Annotated in this window: 19 protein-coding genes and 1 pseudogene; 6 read left to right on the forward strand and 14 right to left on the reverse strand. The window is 65.5% G+C overall.

Annotated elements, in window-relative coordinates; genetic code table 11:
• The first annotated feature begins 37 nt into the window (after positions 1–37).
• Complete coding sequence (locus CQY20_RS23725) at positions 38–1,003, forward strand: IS481 family transposase (RefSeq protein WP_097942529.1); 966 nt, start codon at positions 38–40, stop codon at positions 1,001–1,003.
• A gap of 10 nt (positions 1,004–1,013) precedes the next feature.
• On the opposite strand, the gene CQY20_RS23730 is transcribed toward CQY20_RS23725, so the two are convergent.
• The 4 genes from CQY20_RS23730 to CQY20_RS23745 form a co-directional block, all read right to left on the reverse strand.
• Positions 1,014–2,033: an ABC transporter permease gene (locus CQY20_RS23730; RefSeq protein WP_097942530.1), complete on the reverse strand. Its 1,020-nt coding sequence runs from the start codon at positions 2,031–2,033 to the stop codon at positions 1,014–1,016.
• 38 nt (positions 2,034–2,071) lie between these two features.
• Complete coding sequence (locus CQY20_RS23735; protein WP_163700516.1) at positions 2,072–3,784, reverse strand: ABC transporter substrate-binding protein; 1,713 nt, start codon at positions 3,782–3,784, stop codon at positions 2,072–2,074.
• Between the two features lie 169 nt (positions 3,785–3,953).
• Positions 3,954–5,684: a CocE/NonD family hydrolase gene (locus CQY20_RS23740; RefSeq protein WP_234816383.1), complete on the reverse strand. Its 1,731-nt coding sequence runs from the start codon at positions 5,682–5,684 to the stop codon at positions 3,954–3,956.
• Between the two features lie 112 nt (positions 5,685–5,796).
• Positions 5,797–6,768, reverse strand: a complete 972-nt coding sequence (locus CQY20_RS23745) for an NADPH:quinone oxidoreductase family protein (RefSeq protein ID WP_097942532.1) — start codon at positions 6,766–6,768, stop codon at positions 5,797–5,799.
• A gap of 63 nt (positions 6,769–6,831) precedes the next feature.
• On the opposite strand from CQY20_RS23745, the gene CQY20_RS23750 reads away from it, so the two are divergent.
• Positions 6,832–7,806, forward strand: coding sequence for an alpha/beta fold hydrolase (locus CQY20_RS23750; RefSeq protein ID WP_097942533.1), 975 nt, complete (start codon positions 6,832–6,834; stop codon positions 7,804–7,806).
• Here the strand turns inward: CQY20_RS23750 and CQY20_RS23755 are convergent.
• Positions 7,803–9,154 (reverse strand): annotated as a pseudogene (locus CQY20_RS23755) (flavin monoamine oxidase family protein). The gene CQY20_RS23750 and the pseudogene CQY20_RS23755 sit on opposite strands and share 4 nt — an antisense overlap.
• Positions 9,155–9,182: 28 nt before the next feature.
• Between CQY20_RS23755 and CQY20_RS23760 the strand changes: the two are divergent.
• Entirely contained in the window at positions 9,183–10,154 is a 972-nt protein-coding gene (locus tag CQY20_RS23760) for a TIGR03617 family F420-dependent LLM class oxidoreductase (RefSeq protein ID WP_163701324.1), read from the forward strand.
• Between the two features lie 39 nt (positions 10,155–10,193).
• Positions 10,194–11,675, forward strand: a complete 1,482-nt coding sequence (locus tag CQY20_RS23765) for a flavin-containing monooxygenase (protein WP_097942535.1) — start codon at positions 10,194–10,196, stop codon at positions 11,673–11,675.
• An 85-nt stretch (positions 11,676–11,760) separates the two neighbouring features.
• On the opposite strand, the gene CQY20_RS23770 is transcribed toward CQY20_RS23765, so the two are convergent.
• A complete protein-coding gene (locus tag CQY20_RS23770) occupies positions 11,761–12,876 on the reverse strand; it encodes an Rv3169 family protein (RefSeq protein WP_097942536.1) in 1,116 nt (371 codons plus the stop codon).
• Positions 12,876–14,009 (reverse strand): phosphotransferase, encoded by a 1,134-nt coding sequence (locus CQY20_RS23775; protein WP_097942537.1) that lies wholly within the window; start codon positions 14,007–14,009, stop codon positions 12,876–12,878. The genes CQY20_RS23770 and CQY20_RS23775 overlap by 1 nt, the downstream gene beginning before the upstream one ends.
• 42 nt (positions 14,010–14,051) lie before the next feature.
• Between CQY20_RS23775 and CQY20_RS23780 the strand changes: the two genes are divergently transcribed.
• Both CQY20_RS23780 and CQY20_RS23785 read left to right on the forward strand, forming a co-directional pair.
• The gene (locus tag CQY20_RS23780; protein ID WP_097942538.1) at positions 14,052–14,654 is read left to right on the forward strand and encodes a TetR/AcrR family transcriptional regulator; all 603 of its coding nucleotides are present in this window, start codon (positions 14,052–14,054) and stop codon (positions 14,652–14,654) included.
• Between the two features lie 4 nt (positions 14,655–14,658).
• Positions 14,659–15,339 carry a PIG-L deacetylase family protein gene (locus tag CQY20_RS23785; protein WP_097942539.1) on the forward strand — a complete coding sequence of 227 codons (681 nt, stop codon included), beginning with the start codon at positions 14,659–14,661 and terminating at the stop codon, positions 15,337–15,339.
• A gap of 100 nt (positions 15,340–15,439) precedes the next feature.
• Here CQY20_RS23785 and CQY20_RS23790 read toward each other — a convergent pair whose 3' ends face one another.
• The 7 genes from CQY20_RS23790 to nuoI form a co-directional block, all read right to left on the reverse strand.
• Positions 15,440–16,213: an enoyl-CoA hydratase gene (locus CQY20_RS23790; protein WP_097942540.1), complete on the reverse strand. Its 774-nt coding sequence runs from the start codon at positions 16,211–16,213 to the stop codon at positions 15,440–15,442.
• Positions 16,214–16,292: 79 nt separating this feature from the next.
• Positions 16,293–17,876: an NADH-quinone oxidoreductase subunit NuoN gene (gene nuoN, locus CQY20_RS23795; RefSeq protein ID WP_097942541.1), complete on the reverse strand. Its 1,584-nt coding sequence runs from the start codon at positions 17,874–17,876 to the stop codon at positions 16,293–16,295.
• Positions 17,873–19,441 carry an NADH-quinone oxidoreductase subunit M gene (locus CQY20_RS23800; RefSeq protein WP_097942542.1) on the reverse strand — a complete coding sequence of 523 codons (1,569 nt, stop codon included), beginning with the start codon at positions 19,439–19,441 and terminating at the stop codon, positions 17,873–17,875. Before CQY20_RS23800 ends, nuoN begins: the two co-directional genes overlap by 4 nt.
• Positions 19,435–21,318 carry an NADH-quinone oxidoreductase subunit L gene (gene nuoL, locus CQY20_RS23805; RefSeq protein WP_097942543.1) on the reverse strand — a complete coding sequence of 628 codons (1,884 nt, stop codon included), beginning with the start codon at positions 21,316–21,318 and terminating at the stop codon, positions 19,435–19,437. The genes CQY20_RS23800 and nuoL overlap by 7 nt, the downstream gene beginning before the upstream one ends.
• Positions 21,319–21,330: 12 nt before the next feature.
• Positions 21,331–21,630, reverse strand: a complete 300-nt coding sequence (nuoK, locus tag CQY20_RS23810) for an NADH-quinone oxidoreductase subunit NuoK (protein ID WP_097940997.1) — start codon at positions 21,628–21,630, stop codon at positions 21,331–21,333.
• Positions 21,627–22,382 carry an NADH-quinone oxidoreductase subunit J gene (locus CQY20_RS23815; protein WP_097942544.1) on the reverse strand — a complete coding sequence of 252 codons (756 nt, stop codon included), beginning with the start codon at positions 22,380–22,382 and terminating at the stop codon, positions 21,627–21,629. Before CQY20_RS23815 ends, nuoK begins: the two co-directional genes overlap by 4 nt.
• The gene (gene nuoI, locus CQY20_RS23820; RefSeq protein WP_097942545.1) at positions 22,379–22,939 is read right to left on the reverse strand and encodes an NADH-quinone oxidoreductase subunit NuoI; all 561 of its coding nucleotides are present in this window, start codon (positions 22,937–22,939) and stop codon (positions 22,379–22,381) included. The genes CQY20_RS23815 and nuoI overlap by 4 nt, the downstream gene beginning before the upstream one ends.
• Positions 22,940–23,023 lie beyond the last annotated feature (84 nt).

The raw sequence follows: 23,023 nt of genomic DNA on the forward strand, positions 1-23,023 counted from the left end.
GTGGCTTGTCTAGGTCCACCACCGTCCGGAGGTTCTCGTGTCCCACCGTAATGCCCGTACGACGTTTCACGGCCGGCTGCTGATAGTGCGCCGGTATCAGGCTGGTTGGCCCAAGGCCCATATCGCGAAAGCGATGGGGGTTTCGCGTAAATGCGTCCACACCTGGATCAGCCGTTTTGAGACCGAGGGTGAAGACGGTCTTCACGACCGGTCCTCGCGGCCGCATACCAGTCCGAGCCGTGTTCGGCCCAGCGTGGAGAACCAGATCGTGGCCTGGCGCAAACGCCACCGCTGCGGCCCTGACGAGATCGCCGCCAAGCTCGGGATGTGCCCGCGAACGGTGTCCCGTGTGCTCAACCGCCGACAGATGCCCCACCTACGCGAGCTGGACCCGATGACCGGTCAGCTGATCCGCGCCTCCAAGACCACCGCTGTCCGTTATGAGCGGTCGCGCCCCGGCGAGCTGGTGCACATGGACGTCAAGAAGCTGGGTCGCATCCCCGCCGGCGGTGGATGGCGAGCACACGGACGAGGACGTGCACCGGATCGAGATCGCAAGAACGGCCATGGATTCGACTACATTCACTCGTTAGTCGATGACTACTCCCGGCTGGCCTACTCAGAAATCCTGCCCGACGAGAAAGGCGCTACCTGCGCCGGATTCCTACGACGAGCAGCGCATCATTTCCGCGCACACGGAATCACCACCATCGAAGAGGTGATGACCGACAACGCCTGGGCCTACCGCTACTCGATCCGTGACGTGTGCGCAGAGCTGGGCGCACGACAAGTGTTCATCAAACCGCACTGCCCATGGCAGAACGGCAAGGTCGAACGGCTCAACCGCACCCTGCAGACCGAATGGGCCTACAAACGAGTCTTCACCTCTAACGCTCAACGTGCCCAAGCACTTGCACCCTGGCTGCACTACTACAACACTCAACGACGCCACAGCGCACTCGGCGGCCTCCCACCGATCAGCCGACTGACACCAACGTCATGACTCGGTACACCTAGGCGTCCGCTCCGAGCGTGACCCTCGGGTCGAGGTATGCGTAGATCACGTCGACGATCAGGTTGACGACGAGGAACACCACCGCCGTGACGAGCACGAAGGCCATGATCGTTGCCCTGTCGCCACGGATGACACCTTCGGTGGCCCAGCGCCCGAGGCCGGGCCAGCGGAATACGTTCTCCACGACCACCGAGCCCTGCAGGAGCACGCCCCAGCTCATGCCGACGACCGTGACCGTCGGGATGAGTGCGTTGCGCCGCGCGTGCCGCTTTATCACGAGCCGCTCCGGTAGCCCCTTGGCCCGGGCGCTGTCGACGTAATCCTCGTTCATCTCCTCGACCAACGACGATCGCATCATGCGGGCCGTGACCGCCATGCCCTCGAAACCGAGCACGAAGGCGGGCAGCGCCAGGTGTTTGAGCGCATCCCAGAATGCGGTCAGGTTGAAGCTGAGCAGCGAGTCCAGTGTGTAGAACCCGGTGTAGTGGTTGATTGTCGCGTAGATGCCCTCATCGAACCGGCCGAGGGGAACGATCGGGATGATCAGGTAGAACAGGATGAGCATCAGCAACGCAAACCAGAACAGCGGGAGGCTGGCCCCGGTGACTGTGAAAATCCGGGTCAGGTGGTCGGATAGCTTGTTGTGACGCGCGCCGGCGAAGGTGCCCAGCCCGATGCCGAGCCCGATCGCGATGAGTGCGCCGAGGGTCGCCAACTCCATCGTCGCGATGAACCGGCTCGGCAGGACGTCGGCCACCGGCGCCACCGACACTCCCGACCATCCCAGATCACCGTGCAACACGCCCCAGAGCCAGCGCAGGTACTGCACGGGCAGCGGGTCGTTGAGGCCGTAGCGCTGCTCGAGGGCCGCGATCTCGTCGCGCGACATCTCATGCTCGATGTAGATGGCGATCGGCGAGCCACCGATCCGCGAGAGCATGAACACACCGATCGTCACGGCGACGATGACGAGTGGCAGTTTGATCAGACGCCGGATGACGTAATCACGTACCTGCATATCGTCTCAATCTCGGTGCCTCTTCCGGCTTCTGGAATTCAGCCCTTGTTGTAGAAGACCCACCTCGGCATGACCCACAGGGGGTTGTAGACGAAGTCCTTCACCCAGCACTGCATGATCTGCACGTTCTTCTCATCGGCGGCCCATATCCACATCGGATCGTCGTGGATCATCTGTAGCGCTTGCGTGTAGAGCCGCTCGCGCTCATCCGGGTCGGTGGAAACCGCGGCCTCGTCAAGGACACTGGCCAATGCGTCGGGATCCCGGTATCCCTGGCGGTAACCGAGCTTTTCGCCCCACTCACCGTCGGGATGGAAGTAGGTCTGCATGAACTGATATGGATCGGTGAACGGATCGGCGTTCTTGATCCACATCGCGTAGGGGAACGGTGTCTGACCGTGCATCTCGTCGAACTGCGACTCGGCGACCTGCACGGCATTGACCCGGAATTTCGGATTCAGCTTCTCCAGCGAGTCCTTGAGAATGAGGCCGACGGGCGTGAACGTCGGGTTGGCCTCCTCGACGAGGATCGACACCTCGAACCCCTTGTCCCAGTAGCCGGTCTCGCGGAACAGCTTCTCGGCCTGAGCTAAGTCCTGCTTGTACTTCGGGGCGTTCTCGGACCAGCCCAGCACACCGGGCGGTAGGTAGGTCGGGTTGGCGCCGAAGCCTTCGAGGCCCGACTGGACCATGGTGTCGTAGTCGAAGGCGTAGTCGAACGCCTGGCGAATCCGCGGGTCGTGGAAAAAGTCAGCCGGGATCGTGTCGTTGGGAGGCAACTTCGCCTTGTCGATGTTGAGGTTGAACGCCAGGTGCAGAGGCTCGAGCAGGAATCCGCTCTCGTCGAAGCAGACGTTCTTGGTGCCCTTGAGTTCGGTGACGTATTGCGGTGTCGGCTCGACCAGGTCGAAGTCGCCGGCCTTCATGCCGATCACGATGACGCTCGGGTCGTCGACGACCTCCCACCGCGCGTCGAGCTTGGCGGGGCCGTTCCAGTAGTCAGTGAACTTCTCGAACATGAGCCGCTCGCCGCGATCCCATTGCTTGAGTTTGTACGGCCCGCTGCCGGCCTCGTTGGTCGTCATGAACTCATTGGTCGTATTCGGTTGCACGCCACCGTTCTTCTCGACGGCGTCTTTACTCACGATCGCTGCGGGCGGTGAATACGCCACAGTGCCCAGGAAGTAGGCCGCAGGCTGCTTGAGCTTCACCTCGAACCGGTACGGGTCGACGACGCGGGTCGACTCGATCAGGTCGGTCAGCTTCGACGCTTGTCCCTCGGGCAGATTCATGGTCATCACGCGGTCCCAGGAGAACTTGACGTCCTCGGCAGTGAGGTCGGTGCCGTCGTGGAACTTCACGCCTTGCCGGATGGGGAAGGTATAGGTCAGGCCGTCGGGAGAAACCAGGCCGTTTTCCTGAGTCGGTACTTCGGTGGCGATCATCGGCACCGGGTCCGCGCTGTCCGGCGGGATGTCGACGAGGAAGTCATACATCTGGATGATGGCGCGGTTGCCGAATCCGCCGTCGGTGGTGGCGGCCGGGTCGAGCGATTCCGGCTCGCCGCCAAGCGAGTGGACGAAGACACCCGGGTTCTTCACTTCGGAGGGCGCGGCGCCCTCCCCGCCGCCTTCACCCTCAGGAGTTGCGGTCCTGCCGCCGCACGACATCGACAACGTGAGCGTGAACGTTGCAAGAATGGCGAGCGGGATTCGCAGCTTTGTGTGCCGGTCGTGCCGAACGAGTTTCATCGTGCCCCTCTTCCATGGAGGCGGATAGAAATCTCCGTTGCCGGAGTATGACTCCGGTGGACGGGGTTTGACGGTAAATCCGGATTCTCGGGTGATCAAGAAAGACGAGATTCGATTCGACATCGAAACAATTGCCCCGGACGGGATTTGCTCAGCGGCGACACCGCGGTCACGGGATGTGGGGGAGTAGGAGTGTGGCGGGTTGGTTGGGGGTGGTGTGGACGGTGGTGGTGCCGCCGTAGGTGGTGGGTGGTCGGTGGTCGGGGTCGGCGTGGGTGTAGATGCCGACGCCGCGTAGTTGGGTGCCTTTGAAGTGGCTGAGTTGGGCTGCGGGGCCGTGGTATTGGTAGTCGGTGCCGCGCAGGGCCAGTGCGATGCGATAGCCGGTGGGCACGATGATCGAGGTGGGCCAGATTTCGATGTCGAGGCGATAGATTTCGCCTGGGGTGAGGGGTTGGGGGTTGGTGTGGGTGTGGTAGGGCCGCCAGGGTGTGCTGCGGTTGGGGTCGAGTTCGCGGTGAGAGGCGCGTAGCCAGCCTTGGCCGATGGGGGTGTGTGGGTCGACGGCGCCTTGTAGTACGACTTCGTTGCCGTCGGGGTCGAACACGTGCAGCACGGCGAAGATGTCGGCGTCGGTGGTGGTGGAGGAGATGTAGATGGTGGCTGCGACGGGGCCGGTGATCTCGGTGTCGGCCGGCATCGGTGGGGTGGTCATGGTGATGCCGGGGTCGGTGAGCGCGGCGAAGGATGCCTGCTGGTCGGTGGTGGGTGGGTCGGTTGACAGGGTTTTGGTGGCGGGGTTGAGGTACCAGTTGGTCCATTGGGTGCGCGCGATCGGCCATTCGTTTTCGGTGCGGTCGATGAAGTCGCCGTCGACGGTGCGGATGCGCAGCATGACGGGGGGTTGGCGGTCCCAGCCGTTGTCCAGGCCTTTGAGGAAGTGGTCGAAAAACCGTTTCTGCAGCCTGATTCCGTAGTCGGTGTAGAACTCGGTCCAGTGCTCGCGGCCGTGGATTTCCAGCCACTTCTGTCGTGACGCGGCTCGCACGAACCCCTCCACATTGCCACGCAAATGCAACGATGACCCGCCCCAGTTGCCCGCCGACAAGAACGGCACGGTGATCCGCTCGAACACCGCAGAGCGCTCCCTGTGATAGGAGTCGTCCAGCGGGCGCCCGTCGATCTCAGCGGGGAAGTCGGTCCTGTTGGCGGCCAGATCGGTATAGGTGTGCGTTTCGGGGCCGGTGACGAGTTCTCCGTTGACGGCGCTGACGAAGCTGCGCTCGCCCAGCCCGTGCTGCACGGTGCTGATGGTGCGCCGGTACCAGACCGACTTCATGTCGCACGCGATGCCGCCGTGATAGCAGAGCTCTCGGTAGAAGTCCGAAAAGCCCTCCCAGGGGATCAGTGCGGCAAGGTGTGGTGGATTCAACGCGGCCACCTGCCACTGGTTGACCGCGTAGTAGCTGATCCCGAGCAGGCCTACCTTGCCCGAACTCCACGGCTGGGTACCCGCCCACTCGATGCAGTCGCGCAGATCGATCATCTCGCGCCTGCTCCACGGGTCGACGAATCCCGGCGATCGCCCCCACCCGCGCGCGTCGACCCGCACACACACATACCCGTCGGGCACCCACTTCTCGGGGTCACACACCTCCCACGCCTGGAAGCGGTTCGACGACCCCGCGGCCACCTCGGGATGGTCCTCGACCAGCTTCCTCCAGGCGTCGGGATAGCCCTCTTCGAACGAGAGATCCTTGCCATACGGCCCGTAGCTGAGGACCACGGGATAGGCGCTGTCGTCGTCGGGACGGAAAACGTTGGCGCGCAGCACCACACCGTCGTCCATGGTGATCGGCACATCCCAATCGACCATCATGCCGAGTTCGGCGACGGTCATATGGCTTACATCGCGACCTACGGCCGAGTGCACGGCGGCTGAGATTACGGATGGCTTGTCAGGGCCGTCAACGATCCGCTGTTTTGATATCGAACCGTACGGTCGACAACCCTCACCGCAGCTTGACCACCACTTTGCCCTTCGCGGTGCGATTCTCCAGCGAAGCGATCGCGTCGCCGGCCCGCTCGAGCGGGAATATCTCCGGTTGGGGCGCAGACACCTTGCCGGAGGCGAGCAACGGCTCGAGGTCAGCCCACTGCTCTTGCAAGTAGTTCGGGTGTGTCATCGTCCATGCGCCCCAGCCAACTCCGACGGCGTCGATGTTGTTCAACAGCAGCCGATTCACCTTCACGGTCGGGATATCCCCGCCGGTGAATCCGATGACGAGCAGCCGCCCTCCCGGAGCCAGCGAGCGCAGCGAGTCGGTGAACCTGTCTCCGCCGACCGGGTCGACGACGATGTCGACGCCGCGGTTCTCGGTCAGCTCTTTGACCGCATCTTTGAACCCCTCCGCGAGCACCACATCCGAAGCGCCCGCAGCCTTGGCGACATCCATCTTGGCTTCCGAACTGACGACTGCAATTGTCCGGCTCGCGCCGAATGCAGGCGCAAGCCGAAGAGCCGATGTGCCGATACCGCCGGCCGCACCGTGCACGAGTACCGTTTCGCCATCGGCGATCCTTCCTCGCGTGCGCAGCGCGAAATGCATTGTCATGTCGTTGAACAACAGACCCGCGCCCGCCTCGAACGAAACGTTATCGGGCAGTCGGAACACAAATTCCGGTTGCAGCGCCACGATTTCGGCCATGGCGCCGAACAGCATCGTCAGCCCTGCGACGCGATCGCCGGCAGCGACGTGCGATCCGGCCGGGGCGCTGCGCACCACTCCGGCAAGTTCGGCGCCGGGTACATACGGCACCTCGGGCTTGTATTGGTAAAGCCCGCGGGACTGCAGGGCGTCGGGAAACGCCACCCCGGCCGCATGCACCTCGATGATCACGGCGTTCTCGTCGGTCGGCTCGTCGAGCTCGACGAGCTCGGCGGCCTGCGGACCGTCCAACCGGGGAATCTGAATTGCGCGCATCGCCCCATTTAACCGCCTCGGGTGACGGGGGCGATTCCGGGTTGCCGGTAGGATTTGCCGGCGATGCCGAAGCGTGAGCCGTTCAAGCGGAAGGTCGGGCGATTCTCCGCGGCCGATGCGTTGCCGCCGTCCCGGGCAGTCGGGGTGCGCGCAGGAGACGGCACCCGCCTGCACGCCGAGGTCTTCGGGCCCGACGACGGCTACCCGATCGTGCTGGCCCACGGCATCACCTGCGCGGTCCGGGTGTGGGCGCACCAGATCAACCACCTGGCCCGCGACTACCGCGTGATCGCCTACGACCATCGCGGCCACGGCCGCAGCGGCGTGCCGACCCGGCGCACCAACTACGGCCTGAACTTCCTGGCCGCCGATCTCGACGCCGTTCTCGAGGCCACGCTGCAGCCGGGCGAACGGGCCGTCATCGCAGGTCACTCGATGGGCGGCATCGCGATCACGTCGTGGGCCGAGCGGTATCCACGCCGCGTGGCCGCACGCGCCGACGCCGTCGCGTTGATCAACACCACGACCGGTGACCTGCTGCGGCATATCAAGCTGATGCCGGTGCCGCCGCCGCTCACCAACGCCAGGGTGCGGGCGGCCGAGACGCTGCTGCGCACCGTCGGTGCGGCGCCGGTGCTGCTGCGGGCCGCTGACCGGCCCAGCAGGCGGTTCGTGTCGATGATGGCGGTCGGACGCGACGCGGATCCGGCGGTCGCCAACTTCATCTACGAACTGTTCACCAGCACCCCCGTCGCCAGCCGCGGCGGCTGGGCGCGTGCACTGATCAATGCGCTCGGCACGGATCAACACATCGGCCTGCAGAACCTCACCGTCCCGACGCTGGTGATCGGCAGCCAGAAGGACCGTCTGCTGCCGATTGTGTCGTCCGGTCACATCGCCCGGATGGCGCCGAATCTGGCTCAGTTCGTTGAGCTTCCGGGCGGACACTGCGCGATCCTGGAGCGTCCCGACGAGGTCAACGACCATCTGCGCTGGCTCGTCGAGTCGGTCGGCGAGCAGCAGCGCGCCACCTCCTAGCCCGACAGTTCGGCGTGCACCTCAGCGGCCGCGCGGCGGCCAGAGCGGACGGCGCCGTCCAGAAATCCCGTCCACTCGTCTGCGGTTTCCGTTCCCGCCCAATGGATTCCGTTGACAGGCTTGCGCAGCCAGGGTCCGTAGGTCGTCCACGAGCCTGGTGGTACGGCGGCGGTCGGGCCGCCGGGCGCGAATTCCTCTGCGCCCCAGCAATGATCGATGTAGTCGACCGGCTCGCGGGCCTTGTCGCCGAACAGTGCGGCGAAGCCGTCGAGTGCCCGCTCGCGGCGCTCGTGCGCTGGCAGCGGATCGAACGTGCGCGGGTCGGTGAAGCCCAGCAGGATTCCGGGCCCGTCGTCGCCGGGACTGACGTCGAAGGTGATGAAGACCGGGCCCTCATCCGAAAGCGCCTCACCGCTGCAGCCGTTGGCGCGCCAGTACGGCGTCTCGTAGGCGGCGTACGCCTTGCTCAGGCTTCCCTGCGGCCAATGCCGGGCCAGCTTCTCGTACTCGGCGGGCAGGTCGGGGGAGAAGTCGATGGAGGCGCGGTGCGCGGGCGGGATCGCGACGATGACGGCCCTGGCGGTGACATCGCCGCCGTCGGCGCCGACGCTCAGTGTGCCGTCGGCGCGCTGCTCGATGCGCCGGACGATCGTGCCTAGCCGGACGCGGTCGCCGAGCCGCTCGGCCAGCCGCTGCGCGATCTGCTGCGTGCCCGCGGGGAATCTGTCCTGCTGCGCGCCGCCTCCACGTCCAGCATCCGGCCGAGACCGCCCGCCGCCTTCACGAAGCGCGCCGCATGCAGCATCGACACCTGGTCGGGCTCGCAACCCCACGTCACCCGCGACACGATCGCCATCAGGTCGCGGGTCGAGGCGCTCGCGTGCAACGACCGAAGCCACCGGTCCAGCGACTGCTCGTCGAGGTTCTCGGCGCCCGAAGCCGTCCAGGGCTCATCGACCGGAATGCGTCGGCAGACCCGCTCGAAGCGCCACTGAATGCGCGAGACGTCGAACAGCTCGATCATCGACAGCCGCGGAATCGTGCTGCGGTAGGCCCGCACCCGACCGCGCCACCGGATCAGGTTCTTGCCGCGGCTGTAGGTGGGCACCGATTCGCAGTCGAGTTCGCGTGCCAGCTCGCAGACGGCGTCTTGGGTGGGCCCGACGAAGGTGGCGCCGAGGTCGATGGGCGTGCCCGCGATCGTCGTGGTGGACGACCTGCCGCCGACGCGGTCGCGGCCCTCCAGCACGACGACGTCGTAGCCGTGCCCGACCAGGTCGTGCGCCGCCGACAGGCCGGCGAAACCGGCCCCGACGACAACGACATCGGCGTCAGTTGACTGAGTCACCGCACTAGGCTCTCACGCCGTGCGGGTGATGACAGCGCTGTTCGGGCCGTTGAATGCGATCGAACAGGCGCGAGCCGTCAAGGAGGCAGGCGCGAGCGGGGTCTTCACCTTCGAGGGACCGCACGACGTCTTCACACCGCTGACGCTCGCCGCCACGGTCGGCGGCCTCGATCTGATGACCAATGTCGCGATTGCCTTTCCGCGCAATCCGATTCATCTCGCTCACCAGGCGATCGATCATCAACTGCTCAGCGAGGGGCGCTTCGCGCTGGGGCTCGGCACGCAGGTGCGCACCCAGATCGAGAAGCGGTTCGGCGTCGCATTCGACCGGCCGGTGGCGCGGATGACCGAACTGGTGGCGGCGCTGCGGGCGATCTTCGCGGCGTGGCAGACCGGAGAACGGCTCGATTTCCGCGGCGAGTTCTACCGCCACACGCTGATGACGCCGACCTTCACCCCGGGCGACAACCCGTACGGCCCGCCGCCGATCTACGTCGGAGCCCTTGGCCCGCGGCTGACCCGCGCAACCGCCGAGCACGCCGACGGGCTGCTGGTGATGCCGTTCGGCAGCAGACGGTTCCTGCACGAGGTGACGATGCCCGCCGTGCGGCAGGGGCTGGCGGCAGCGGGCCGGTCCGAAGCCGACTTCGCGGTGATCCCCGAGATCATCGTCTCGGCCGGCGACGACCACAGCGCGGCGCGCCGGCTGCTGGGCTTCTACGGGTCGACCCCGGCTTACCGCCCTGTCCTCGACGCCCACGGTTGGGGCGACCTGCAGCCAGAACTCAACGCGCTGTCCAAACAGGGCCGCTGGCACGAAATGGGCCAGCGAATCGACGACGACGTGCTGCACACCATCGCCGCGTGCGGCACCGCGGCCGACATCGCCGCCCACATCCGCGACCGAGTCGCGGGCATATCCGACCGGATCTGTCTCTACCAGCCCGGACCCCTCCCGCCCGACACATTGGCGCAGATCGTTGACGCCCTTGCCGGCTGACCACTTATCGTGGTACCCAAGCGGACCAAGGGAGGTCGCATGGTCGATTCGGCTACATACTTCGACGTTCTGATCGTCGGCGCGGGCATCTCCGGGATCGGCGCGGCCTACCGGATCCACGAGAAGAACCCGCATTTGTCATATGCGATTCTCGAGCGGCGCGCGCAGATCGGCGGCACTTGGGACCTGTTTCGCTACCCGGGCATCCGCTCCGACAGCGACATCTTCACCCTGGGCTTCTCCTGGGAGCCGTGGACCCGGCCCGAGAACATCGCCGACGGGCCCGACATCCGCGCGTACCTCACCGAGACCGCACGCAAGCACGGCATCGACCAGCACATCCGCTTCAACACCCGGGTGTTGTCGGCCGACTGGGACTCGGCAACCGACACCTGGACGGTGCAGACCGAGGTCGACGGCAAGCCGCAGACCTATCGCGGACGCTTCCTGTTCTTCGGCACCGGCTACTACAACTACGACGAGCCCTATACGCCGGAGTTCCCCGGCATCGAGAACTTCACCGGTGAGGTGGTCCATCCCCAGCACTGGCCGGAGTCGCTGGACTACGCAGGCAAAAGGGTGGTCGTGATCGGCAGTGGCGCGACCGCCGTCAGCATGATCCCGTCGCTGGCCGAGAAGGCGGCCCATGTGACGATGCTGCAACGTTCGCCGACCTACATGCTGTCGTCGCCGCGCATCCATCCTGTGGTGCAGGCGATCCGGAAGGTGTTTCCGTCGCGCGTGGCGTATCACCTGGTGCGGGCGTTCAACACGACGTTCTACGTGCTGCTCTACGCGTTGTCCCGCAAGGCGCCGCGGCTGGTCCGGCGGTTCATCCGTGCCGCGGCGAAACGCAATCTGCCGCAAGACTATCCGGTCGATGTGCACTTCAACCCACGCTACGACCCGTGGGATCAGCGGATGTGTTTGATCCTCGACAACGACCTCTACAACGCGATCGGCGAAAGCCGCGCCGAAGTGGTCACCGACCACATCGACCACGTCGACGAGACCGGCATCGTGCTGCGCTCCGGCAACCGGATCGACGCCGACGTGATCATCACCGCGACCGGACTGCAGTTGCAGGCGCTGGGCGGAATCGCGCTGAGCATCGACGGCGCGGAGGTCAAGCCGCAGGACCGGTTCGTCTACAAAGAGCACCTGCTCGAAGACGTTCCCAACGCCGCGTGGTGCGTCGGCTACATCAATGCGTCATGGACGTTGCGTGCGGATCTGACGGCGCGGGCGGTGGCAAAGCTGTTGGCGTATATGGACGCTCACGGATACACCCACGCGTATCCGCACCTCGGCGACGAGCCGATGGCCGAAAAGCCGGCGTGGAACATCAACGCAGGATATGTGCAGCGGGCCCTGCACGCACTGCCGAAATCCGGCACGCGCAGGCCGTGGAACGTGCGGCACAACTACGTGTTGGACGCGATCGACCACCGCCTCGACCGGATCGACGAGGAGCAGATGGTATTCGGTCGGGTGACCGCCCCATCCAAGCAGTCGGCGTAGGAACCCCCACTCTCGCCCAAACCGACATTTTGCAGGAAAAGTGCGAGTAAAAGCCGCCAAAAGGTTGGTCTCGGCGGTCCGGTAATCAGGGTGCGACGCTGAGCCAGTCGGTGAAGCCGGAGGGGTCATGACGGCCGAGCGCGCCGTGCTCGAACAGGCCCCACCCTTCGGCGGGAGCCCGGCCGCCCTCGCTGCACACGGCCCGGCCGACGTGGTCGATGACGCCGAAGCCCGCGCGGCCGATGATCGCCGGGTCGGTCATGTCGTAGGTCAGGCGCTCGGTGAACTTCTCGCCCTTCCACACGCCGTGAGTCCAGTCAGAGTCGCCGCCATAGCCCCCGCCCACGTGAATCGGCACGGCCAGTTTGGATTCCACGTCGAAGCGCACCGGCGCGCCGTCGGCCGCGGTCGCGTCGATGGTCGCACCCGTCGGAATGCGGGTGCCAGAACGGTAGCGGATCTTGATGCGGGGCCAACCCAACTGTTCGACGCGGCCGTCCTTCCAGATCCGCGTGCAGTCGTTCAGCGAACGGAATCCGCTGGGCTCCTCCTGAATGATGAGCACGATCGAAAAGTCGTCGAACGCCATCGGCACATACAGCCACCACATCCCCTCGAACGGCGGATCGGCGGGCCGGCCGGCCGGTTCGGGCTCGCCGATGGGCCGGATGCCCCACGAGCGGTCCCGCGTGCCGATCCACACCGACGGGTCGACGGTGATCTCGTCGCCGTCGATGGCGATGGTGCCGCTCCAGGAGCCGACCTGCGCAAAACGCTGCGCATCCAACGTGATTCGGGTGCCCGACCGCAGGACGTGCCGCTGCTCCTGCACGACGTCGAACAGCCCGGTCCAGGTCAGGTCGACGGCCATGCCCTCGGTTTCGTCCATGACGATGCGCAGCCGGCGCAGCGGCTCGCTCACCTCGACGCGGTAGCCCATCACGTTCTGGTTGAGCCGGTCCTGGTCGATGGCGTCGGAAAGATGCACGGCGGTTTGCACATCCCCTCGGCGGATCAACACGAACGCGTCCTTGACGCCCAGATTCGGGTAGTACCCGATGCCGGTGATCACGAAGATGTCGCCGGTGCGGTCGTGCGCGTTGAAGTAGGAGCGGTCATAGAAATTGCGGTCCGAGGTGCCCGGCCACGCGATCGGTTGCGGGATCTGGTGGACCGGGAATTCGTCCATGGGACCGAGCATCAGGCTTCACCTCCGATGAGGCGCCGTAGTAGGGCGCCGTGGTAGAACAGCGACTCGACGTCATCGGGCTTCTCGATCTCGCCGAACCGCACGCGGCGGGCGCTGGTGCGCATGAACACACAGCACCAGATCACGCCGGAGTAGACGTAGAACCAGTGCAGGTCGCCCAGTTCGACGCCGGTCTTGTCGGCGTAGGTGGCCTTGACGTCGTCTTCCCGCATGAAGTCCGGCAGGCCGGGCATCCCGGCCAACCCGGCGAGTTCCTGAAACACCATGTGCGCGAACACCATCCACGCGGCGTCCATCTCGCGCGGACCCAGCGTGGCCATCTCCCAGTCCAGCACGGCGACCGGTGTGAAGTCCTCGTAGAGCACATTGCCGACACGGGCGTCACCCCACACCAGTACCGGGTCCGACGCCGCGACATCGGCGGGCCAGTTTGCTTCCAGCCACTCCAGCGCCTGCTCGACAAGGGCTGAGCGCCCGATGTCGGGCACCGCGAACTGATACCACGACTTCAACCAATCCAGGTTGCGCCGCAACGCATTAGCGTCACCACCGTCGGCGAGAAACCCGAACGTCGTCTCCGGCTGGGGAATCGAGTGCAGCTTCGCCAGCACGTCGACGGTGTTGTCCTGCAGTCGACGCTGTGACTCGGTCGGTGCGTCGGCGAACCAGTTGCCGCCGAACGTATACGGCATCACGTCGGGCGGGACCACGCCGGACACGTAGTCCATCAGGAAGAACGGCGTGCTCAAGACCTTGCCGGTCGACTCCAGCCACCGCACCCGCGGCACCGGGACGTCGGTCTTCTCGGCGACCAACCGGATCACGTCGAACTGGTGGTCCATCCGGTATGACGCGAATACCGGCACATCCTCCTTGGTCGGCGCGACGCGCGCGACCCACCTCTGTACGTGCTGGTGCCCGTCGGCCTCCCAGCGCCCGGTCAGGATGATGGTCTCCGACGACATTCCGTTCGAGTCGACGCCGCTCTCCACGGTCACCTGCGGCGTGACCCCGCCGGGCATGACCGTCGACAACCACTGCGACATCACGTCCGGCAGCGTGCTGATGTCTCGGCCCGAGCGTTGCAGTCGATCGATGTCCTCGACGGCCGGTTCTGTGGCCACGGTTCTTCCTCCGGGCAAAATTACGATACGGTGGGTAGCGTTATGAAAGCAGACTCGGCTTCAGTTGACAAGGGCCCGTCGGCGGGGCGGCCGCGGGATCGGCGTATCGACGCTGCGATACTCCGGGCAACCACGGATCTGCTTGTGGAAATTGGTTATTCCAACCTGACGATGGCCGCGGTGGCCGAGCGCGCGGGCACCACCAAGACCGCGCTGTATCGGCGGTGGTCCAGCAAGGCCGAACTCGTCCACGAGGCCGCCTTTCCCGCGGCGCCGACGGCGATCGAGACTCCGCCGGGGGATTTCCGCGGCGATGTGCGGGCGATGATCGCCGCCGCGCGTGACGTCTTCACCAGCCCCGTGGTGCGCGCGGCGCTGCCCGGTCTGATCGCCGACATGACCGCCGACGCCGAGTTGAATGCGCGCGTGATGCGCCGTTTCGCCGATGTCTTCTCCGCTGTGCGCTCGCGACTGGACGAGGCGATGCGCCGAGGGGCCGTGCATCCCGACATCGACCCGCAGCGTCTGATCGAGGTCATCGGCGGGGCAACGATGTTGCGGCTGCTGCTGTGGCCCGACAAGGAACTCGACGACGAGTGGGTGGACCAGACCACTGCCATCGTCGCCCACGGTGTGATTGCCTAGGACGGTGCATCGACCTTTCCCCACCGACTGGCATCGCGCGCTGGTCCTCGTGCCGCATCCCGACGACCCCGAATACGGCGTGGCGGCCGCGGTCGCCAAATGGACATCGCAGGGCAAGCACGTGCATTACGCGCTGGCATGCCGCGGCGAGGTCGGCATCCCCGGCATACCGCCAGGGGAGTGCGGCCCGCTGCGGGAACGCGAACAGCGCACCTCCGCCGCGATCGTCGGCGTGGACGACGTGCAGTTCTGGGACTTTCCCGACAGCCAGATCTTCAACACCCCGCAGTTGCGGGCCAAGATCGCCGAGACCATCACCCAACTCGCGCCCGACGTGGTCATCACCCTCTACAGCGGCCCGGAATGGGAGCCCGGCGCGCCGAACCAGCGCGACCACATCGAGTTCTCCAAAGCCGTTGCCGAAGCCTACGATTCGCTGCCGAACCCGCCGCGCTGGCTCTTCGAGAACGGGCCACACGGCACACACGGCGAAGTGGTGGACGGATTCATCGAGCTTGCTGTGAAATCGCTTGCCGCCCACGAGGTTTATCTTTCGGTCTACGATCCCGACACGCCCGTGATCGAGCAGGCCCGCAAGCAGGTCGACATGACCACGCTGCCGCCGCTGCCCGGCATCGACGGCGAGCGCGCCGTGGAGTTCATCCAAAAGCGCCCACCCGTCTAGAAGTTCCGGCGAGCGTCACCCTAAAAACTCCGGCGAGCGTGCGTGTCTGCAGGCGACACGCCGTGCAAATGCGGGAGTTTCCGCACGCTCGCAGGCGATGTCAGCCGTCGATTTGCCGCTTGTTTCGCTCGGTGACGGCGCGGAACTGATCGCCGAGGCCCTCGAAATCGCGGTGTTGTGCGAACGCGATCCGCTCCTCGGCCGCCAAGGCCGGATCGATGACCGCCGAAGCACCCGTGGTGTAGATCTCCTTGAGCCCCAACATCGTCGGGCCCGGCACCTCGGCGATCTGGCCTGCCAGTTCGATCGCGCGGTCCAACAGCTTCTCGTGCGCGACGACCTCGGTCACCAAGCCGATCTTCTCGGCGCGCGCGGCGTCGACGACTTCGCCGGTCATCGACAGCCGGTGAGCCATGCCGAGGCCGACGAACTGGGGGAGTCGCGCGGTCATCCCGCCGCCGGGAAGGATCCCGACGCGGGCGTGGGTGTCGGCGAACACCGCGCGCTCGGAGGCGATGAGAAAGTCGCAACCCAGCGCCATCTCCAGCCCACCGGTGAACACCGGCCCGTTGATCGCACCGATGATCGGCGTGCGCATCTTCGCCACGGCGGCAATGCAACTCTGCGACCGGAACTCCTCGAAATAGCCCAGCCCGTCGCGTTGGGCCTCCTTGAGGTCGACGCCCGCGCAAAACGCCGGATCGGCCCCGGTCAGCACCACCGCCCGCACCGACTCGTCGGCGTCGGCCTCCGTCAGCGCCGTATAGGCGGCCTTGATCAACGAGCGGCTCAACGCGTTCCTGGCGGCCGGCCGGTTCAGCGTCAGCACACGGACCGCGCCGTGGTCATCTGTCAGAACCAGCACCCGTGCCACCTCTCGCCGAGATCGACGTAATGGCGAAATCCTCTCGCACTTCTGCACCCAAATGTCGGTCTGGGCGTAAAGGGGGGAGCTAGTGCAGGAACGTGTCGGCGAGGTTGGCCAGGTCCAGCAGCGGCTGCGGCAGGGCACCCAAGGCGAACGTGACAGCGGCCGTGACAGTGACGACGGCCGTGCTCAGGACGCTCGGCACCACCACTTCTGGCGCGTCGGCGGGCGGGTCGGTGAAGAACATCAGCACGATGACCCGCACATAGAAATACGCGGCGATGGCGCTCGCGATCACGCCGACGATCACCAACGGGATCGCGCCGCCTTCGCCGGCGGCCTTGAACACTGCGAACTTGCTGACGAAACCGCTCGTCAGCGGGATGCCCGCGAACGCCAACAAGAACAACGAGAAGACAATGCCCACAATGGGATAGCGCCTGCCCAGCCCGGCCCAGCGAGCCATCGCGGTGTCCTCGTCGCCCGCCCTGTCGCGGACCAGGCCGACGACGGCGAACGCGCCGACGGTGCTGAACCCGTAGGCGAACAGATAGAACAGCGTCGACGAAAGTCCCGACTCGTTCAGCGCGATCACACCGGTCAAGATGAAGCCCGTGTGCGCCACCGCCGAGTAGGCCAGCATCCGCTTCACGTCCGATTGCGTCACGGCGGTGATCGTGCCGACCACCATCGTCAAGATCGCGACCGCCCACAGCACCGGCCGCCACTCGGTGTGCAGATCGGGCGCGGCGACATAGAAGATCCGCAGCAGCGCCCCGAACGCGGCGATCTTGGTGGCCGCTGCCATGAATGCGGTGATGGCGGTCGGGGCACCCTGATACACGTCGGGAATCCAGGAGTGGAACGGCACGGCGCCCACCTTGAACAACACCCCGACCAGCAGCAGGCCGACGCCGATCAACGCCAGCGACGTCTTGCCCGAGCCGGATGCGATGGACTCGGCGATGCCGGTCAGGCTCAGAGTGCTCGAGTAGCCGTACAGCAGCGCCGCGCCGTAGAGGAAGAACGCCGACGAAAACGCCCCGAGCAGAAAGTATTTCATCGCTGCTTCCTGCGACAGCAGGCGTCGCCGACGCGACAGTCCGCACATCAGATACAGCGGCAGCGACAGCACCTCGAGCGCGATGAACATCGTCAGCAGGTCGTCTGCCGCGGGGAACAGCATCATTCCGCCGATGGAGAACATCGTCAGCGGGAACACCTCGGTCTGCATCGCACCGGCCCTGGTGGCGACCTTCTCCGCCACGCTGCCGACCACGGCGGAAGCCTGCGGCGTGAACGAATCCAGCCCGCGCGTACCGGTTTCCGTCTCCGCATCGGCGTCGGTGCGGATCCGACGTTCACCGATGAGCAGAACACCGAGCACACCCACGAGCAGGATCGTGCCCTGAAGAAACAGCGCGGGGGCGTCGACGGCGACGCTGCCGACCACCGCGGTGTAGCCGACCTCGCCCTTCAGACTGCGGGCGACCTGAACGACCGCGACGAACGCGGCCACCAGACCGACGAGGCTGAGCGCGACCTGCACGCCGTAGCGGCGTTCGCGCGACACGAACGCTTCGACGAGGACGCCGGCGATCGCGATGCCGAACACGATGAGCATCGGCGACAGCAGGCCGTATTCGACATTGGGTGCTTGAAGGTTCATCGCGCGGGGCCTTCTGCAAGTTTGGGTGCGGGATCGGGTTGCTCGATGGTGGTCAAGGTGTGGCTAACGGCTGGATTGATGACATCGAGCGCCGGTTTGGGATAGACACCGAGCACCAACAGCAGCGCGATCAGCGGGGCCACCACGACCAGTTCGCGGGGCAGCAGGTCACGCAGCCGGTCGTTTCCGTCGGCGACCGGCCCGCCCATCATCCGCTGATACATCCACAGGATGTAGATCGCGGAGAGCACCAACGCGCTCGACGCCACCACCGCGAGAAGCGGGTAGCGCGTGAATGTGCCGATCAGCACCAGGAATTCGCTGATGAACGGCGCCAACCCCGGTAGCGACAGGGTCGCCAGTCCGGCGACGAGGAATGTGCCCGCCAGCACGGGCGCGACCTTCTGCACGCCGCCGTAGGCGCTGATGAGGCGGGTTCCCCTGCGGGATACCAGGAATCCGGCGACGAGGAACAGTGCCGCCGTGGACAGGCCGTGGTTGACCATGTACAGCGTCGATCCCGATTGCCCTTGGGTGGTCATCACGAAGATGCCGAGAATGATGAAGCCGAAGTGGCTGATCGACGTGTAGGCGATCAACCGCATGACATCGGTCTGCCCGATCGCCAGAATCGCCCCGTACACGATCCCGATCACCGCAAGGGTGATGATCACCGGACGGAACAGTGTCGACGCGTCGGGGAACAACTGCAGGCAGTACCGCAGCATGCCGAATGTGCCGGCCTTGTCCATGATCGCCATCATCAGCACCGCACTGGCCGGTGTCGCTTCCACCGCCGCGTCGGGCAGCCAGCGGTGGAACGGCCAGAGCGGGGCCTTCACTGCGAACGCGAACATGAACCCGAGGAACAGCGCATTCACGATGGCCGGATTGACCACGAACTCACCGCTGTTCACCGCGGCGACGATCGCCCGGAAATCGAATGTGCCCGAGGCGAAGACGTCGCTCTGCGCGGTCACCACATAGAGGCCGATGACCGCAGCCAGCATGATCAGTCCGCCGAACAGGTTGTACAGCAGGAACTTCACTGCCGCTTTCGACCGGTTCTCACCGCCGAAGCCGCCGATCAGGAAGTACATCGGGATGAGCATCGCCTCGAAGAAGACGTAGAACAGCAGCACATCCAGCGAGATCAGCGACATGACGACCATGCCTTCGACCGCCAGCGTCAGCGCCAGATAGGTGTGCGTGGAGCGGCCGCGCAGGCCCTCCTGCGCGTCGGCGTCATTCCAGCCGGCCACGATCAGCAGCGGCACAAGCACTGCGGTGAGAACGACAAGCGCAAGCGCGATGCCGTCCACGCCGAGGATGTATCCGGTGCCGAACGACGGTATCCACGGATGATCTTCGACGAACTGGTACTGCGGGCCGCTCGGGTCGAAGCCGACCACAAGCACGATGGCGAGCACCAACTCGATGGCCGATACCAGTAACGCGAACCACTTCGCCAACGGCCGACTCGAGGCAGGCAGCAGCATCACCACGGCCGCGCCGACCACCGGCACAGCCCACAGAATCGTCAACAGCGGAAGCGAGGTCACCACAGTTGCACCGCCAAGATCACCGCGACGACGAGTGCTGCGCCCGCAAGCATCGACAGTGCGTAGGAGCGGGCGAAGCCGGTTTGTAGGAGCCGCAGCCCGTTGGAGATACGGGCGACGAGGGCGGCGAGTCCGCTTGCGGCCCCGTCGATTCCCTTGTCGTCGACGACCACCAGGTCCCTGGTCAGGACTTGGCCGGGTTTCATCAGCAACTCCTCGTTGATGGCATCTCCGTAGAGGTCTTTGCGGGCGGCCACGGTCAGCGCCGACACCTCCTCAGGCGCGGTGTCAGGCACCGCCTTCTGCGCGTACATGCGGTAGGCGATCAGGATGCCGACCGCCACCACCGACAGCACCACGATGGTGACCACCCACGCAGGCAGCACGTGGTGTTCCTCATGGGCGCCGACGACGGGTTCGAGCCAGTGGGTCAGGGTGCCGCCGATGGCCAGTACCGCACCCGAGGCCACCGAGCCGATGGCGAGCAGGATCATCGGCCAGGTCATCACCGCGGGTGCTTCGTGCGGATGGGCATCGGGGGCCCAGCGGCGTTGCCCAAAGAACGTCATCAGCATCACCCGGGTCATGTAGAAAGCGGTGATCCCGGCACCCAGAATCGCTGCCGCACCCAGGATGAAGCCGCGGGCGCCGCCGGAGTTGAGGGCGGCTTCGATGATGCCGTCCTTGGAGAAGAACCCGGCCAGCGGCGGCACCCCGATGATGGCCAGATACCCCAGCCCGAAGGTGGCGAAGGTGACCGGCAGCAGGGTGCGCAGCCCGCCGTAGCGGCGCATGTTGACCTCATCGTTCATGGCGTGCATCACCGATCCCGCCCCGAGGAACAGGCCGGCTTTGAAGAAGCCGTGGGTCAACAGGTGCATGATCGCCACCGCATACCCGGCCGGCCCCAGCCCGGCGGCCAGCACCATGTAGCCGATCTGCGACATCGTCGACGCCGCAAGGGCTTTCTTGATGTCGTCCTTGGCGCAGCCGATGACCGCCCCGAACAACAGGGTGACCGCGCCGACGATCACCACCCCGAGTTGGGCGCCCGGGGCCAGGTCGAACACCGGCCCCGAACGCACGATCAGATACACACCGGCGGTGACCATGGTGGCGGCGTGAATCAACGCCGACACCGGCGTCGGGCCCTCCATGGCGTCGCCGAGCCAGGACTGCAGCGGGACTTGGGCCGACTTGCCGCAGGCGCCCAGTAGCAGCAGCAACCCGATCGCGTTCAGCGTGCCCTCACCGAGTTCGGGCGCGGCGGTGAACACCGCCTCGAAGGAGATCGCGCCGACCGAGGCGAACATCACCATCATCGCGATCGCCAGGCCCATGTCGCCGACCCGGTTGACCACGAACGCTTTCTTGGCCGCGGTCGCCGCCGACGGTTTGTGCTGCCAGAACCCGATCAACAGATACGACGCCAAACCGACGCCTTCCCAGCCGACATACAACCCGAGATAGTTGTCGGCCAGCACCAGCAGCAGCATCGCCGCCAGAAACAGGTTCAGGTAGGCGAAGAACCGGCGGCGGTCGGGGTCCTCTGCCATGTAGCCGATCGAGTAGATGTGGATCAGCGAGCCGACGCCCGTGATCAGCAGCACGAAACACATCGACAACGGATCCAGCTGCAGACCGAAGTCGACCTGCAACCCACCCACCGGCACCCAGGAGAACAACCGCTCGTGCACCAGGCGGTCTTCGCCGGCGCGACCGAGCATGTCGACAAACAGCACCGCACCCACAACAAACGAGGCCAGGGCCGCCGCGCAGCCCAGCAGGTGCCCCCAGAAGTCCGAGCGTCGGCCGGCCAGCAGCAGCACGGCGGCACCCGCGAGGGGTAGGGCGATCAGGAGCCAAACCGGAAGTGTCATCGGCAGCGGCCTCTAGTTCTTCAGCAGGCTGGCGTCGTCGACCGAGGCCGACCGGCGGGTGCGGAAGATGCTCATGATGATGGCCAACCCGACGACCACCTCGCAGGCCGCCACCACCATGGTGAAGAACGCCACCACTTGACCGTTGAGGTGCCCGTGCATGCGGGAGAACGCCACGAACGCCAAATTGCAGGCGTTGAGCATCAACTCCACACACATGAACATCACGATCGCGTTGCGCCGCAACAACACCCCCGACGCACCAATCGTGAACAACAACGCCGACAAATACAGATAATTATCGGGGTTCAATTCAGTCCTCCCGTGCGCGCGCCAGGTAGGTTCTCCTCTTCACCTGCGCGGGGTTCTTCAACGATTCGTCGTTGCAGGATGGGGCTGACCGACAACTCGGAGCCCGAGCCGTCGGGAAGGCGCGCCTCGATGTCCACGGCGTTGTGCCGGGCGTAGACACCTGGGCCGGGCAGCGGAGTCGGGTGCCCGCCGGAGCGGAACCGCTCTTCGGCCAATTCCCGCTGAGTCTTGGCGCGTTCGTAGCGTTCCCGATGCGCGAGCACCATCGCGCCGAGCGCCGCGGTGATCAGCAGCGCGCCGGTCAACTCGAAGGCCCACAGGTAGCGGGTGAAGATCAGCGCCGCCAACCCCTCCACGTTCTGGTTGGCGTTGGCCTCGGGCAAGCCGGTGAAACCGGCAACCGACACGTTGCCGATACCCGCGATCAGCAGCACGCCGAACCCGACGCCTGCGATAGCCGCGGCAACTCGTTGGCCGCGAATTGTTTCGGTGAGTGACTCCGTCAAGTCGACACCGACGAGCATCAGGACGAACAGGAACAGCATCATCACCGCACCGGTGTAGACCACCACCTGCACGACGCCGAGGAACAACGCCTCCTGCGCGATGTAGAGCACGGCCAGCGAAATCATCGTCGAGGCAAGGAAAATCGCGGAGTAGACGGCCTTCGGTGCGGCGACCACGCCGATGGCGCCGATCAGGGCTACGGCGCCGAGCACCCAGAACACCACCGCTTCGGCGGTCGACGTCATCGCACCTCCCCGGCGACCTTCTCGGTGTCTTTCTCGTCCTGCGTGTCCGTGATGGGCTTGATGTTGCCGAGGTAGTAGTCCTCGTCGGTGCTGCCGGGCTGCATCGGATGTGGCGGCGCCACCATGCCGGGCTCGAGCGGTGCAAGCAGCTTGTCCTTGCCGTAGATCAGGTCCGCGCGGTTGTCGTCAGCCATCTCGTAATCGTTGGTCATCGTCAAAGCCCGTGTCGGACAGGCCTCGATGCACAAGCCGCAGCCAATGCAACGGAGGTAGTTGATCTGGTAGACTCGGCCGTAGCGCTCACCGGGGGAGTACCGCTCCTCTTCGGTGTTGTTGTCGCCCTCGACGTAGATGGCGTCGGCGGGACAGGCCCATGCGCACAGTTCGCACCCGATGCACTTCTCCAGCCCGTCGGGATACCGGTTGAGCTGGTGGCGACCGTGATAGCGAGGCGCGACGGGGCCCGGCTTCTCGGGATACTCCTCGGTGACCGGCTTTTTGAACATGGTCCCGAACGTGACCGCGAAGCCGGCGATGGCATCGAAGAACTTAGGCATCGGCTTTCCTTACCTTTCTTGAAGGGTGTTTGGGGTCGTCGGCCTTAGGCTTCGAATCACCCAGGGATGTCGGGTATGGCTTTC

Origin of the sequence: Mycolicibacterium agri, assembly GCF_002553505.1 — a bacterium.
In the GTDB taxonomy this organism is placed as follows: domain Bacteria; phylum Actinomycetota; class Actinomycetes; order Mycobacteriales; family Mycobacteriaceae; genus Mycobacterium; species Mycobacterium agri.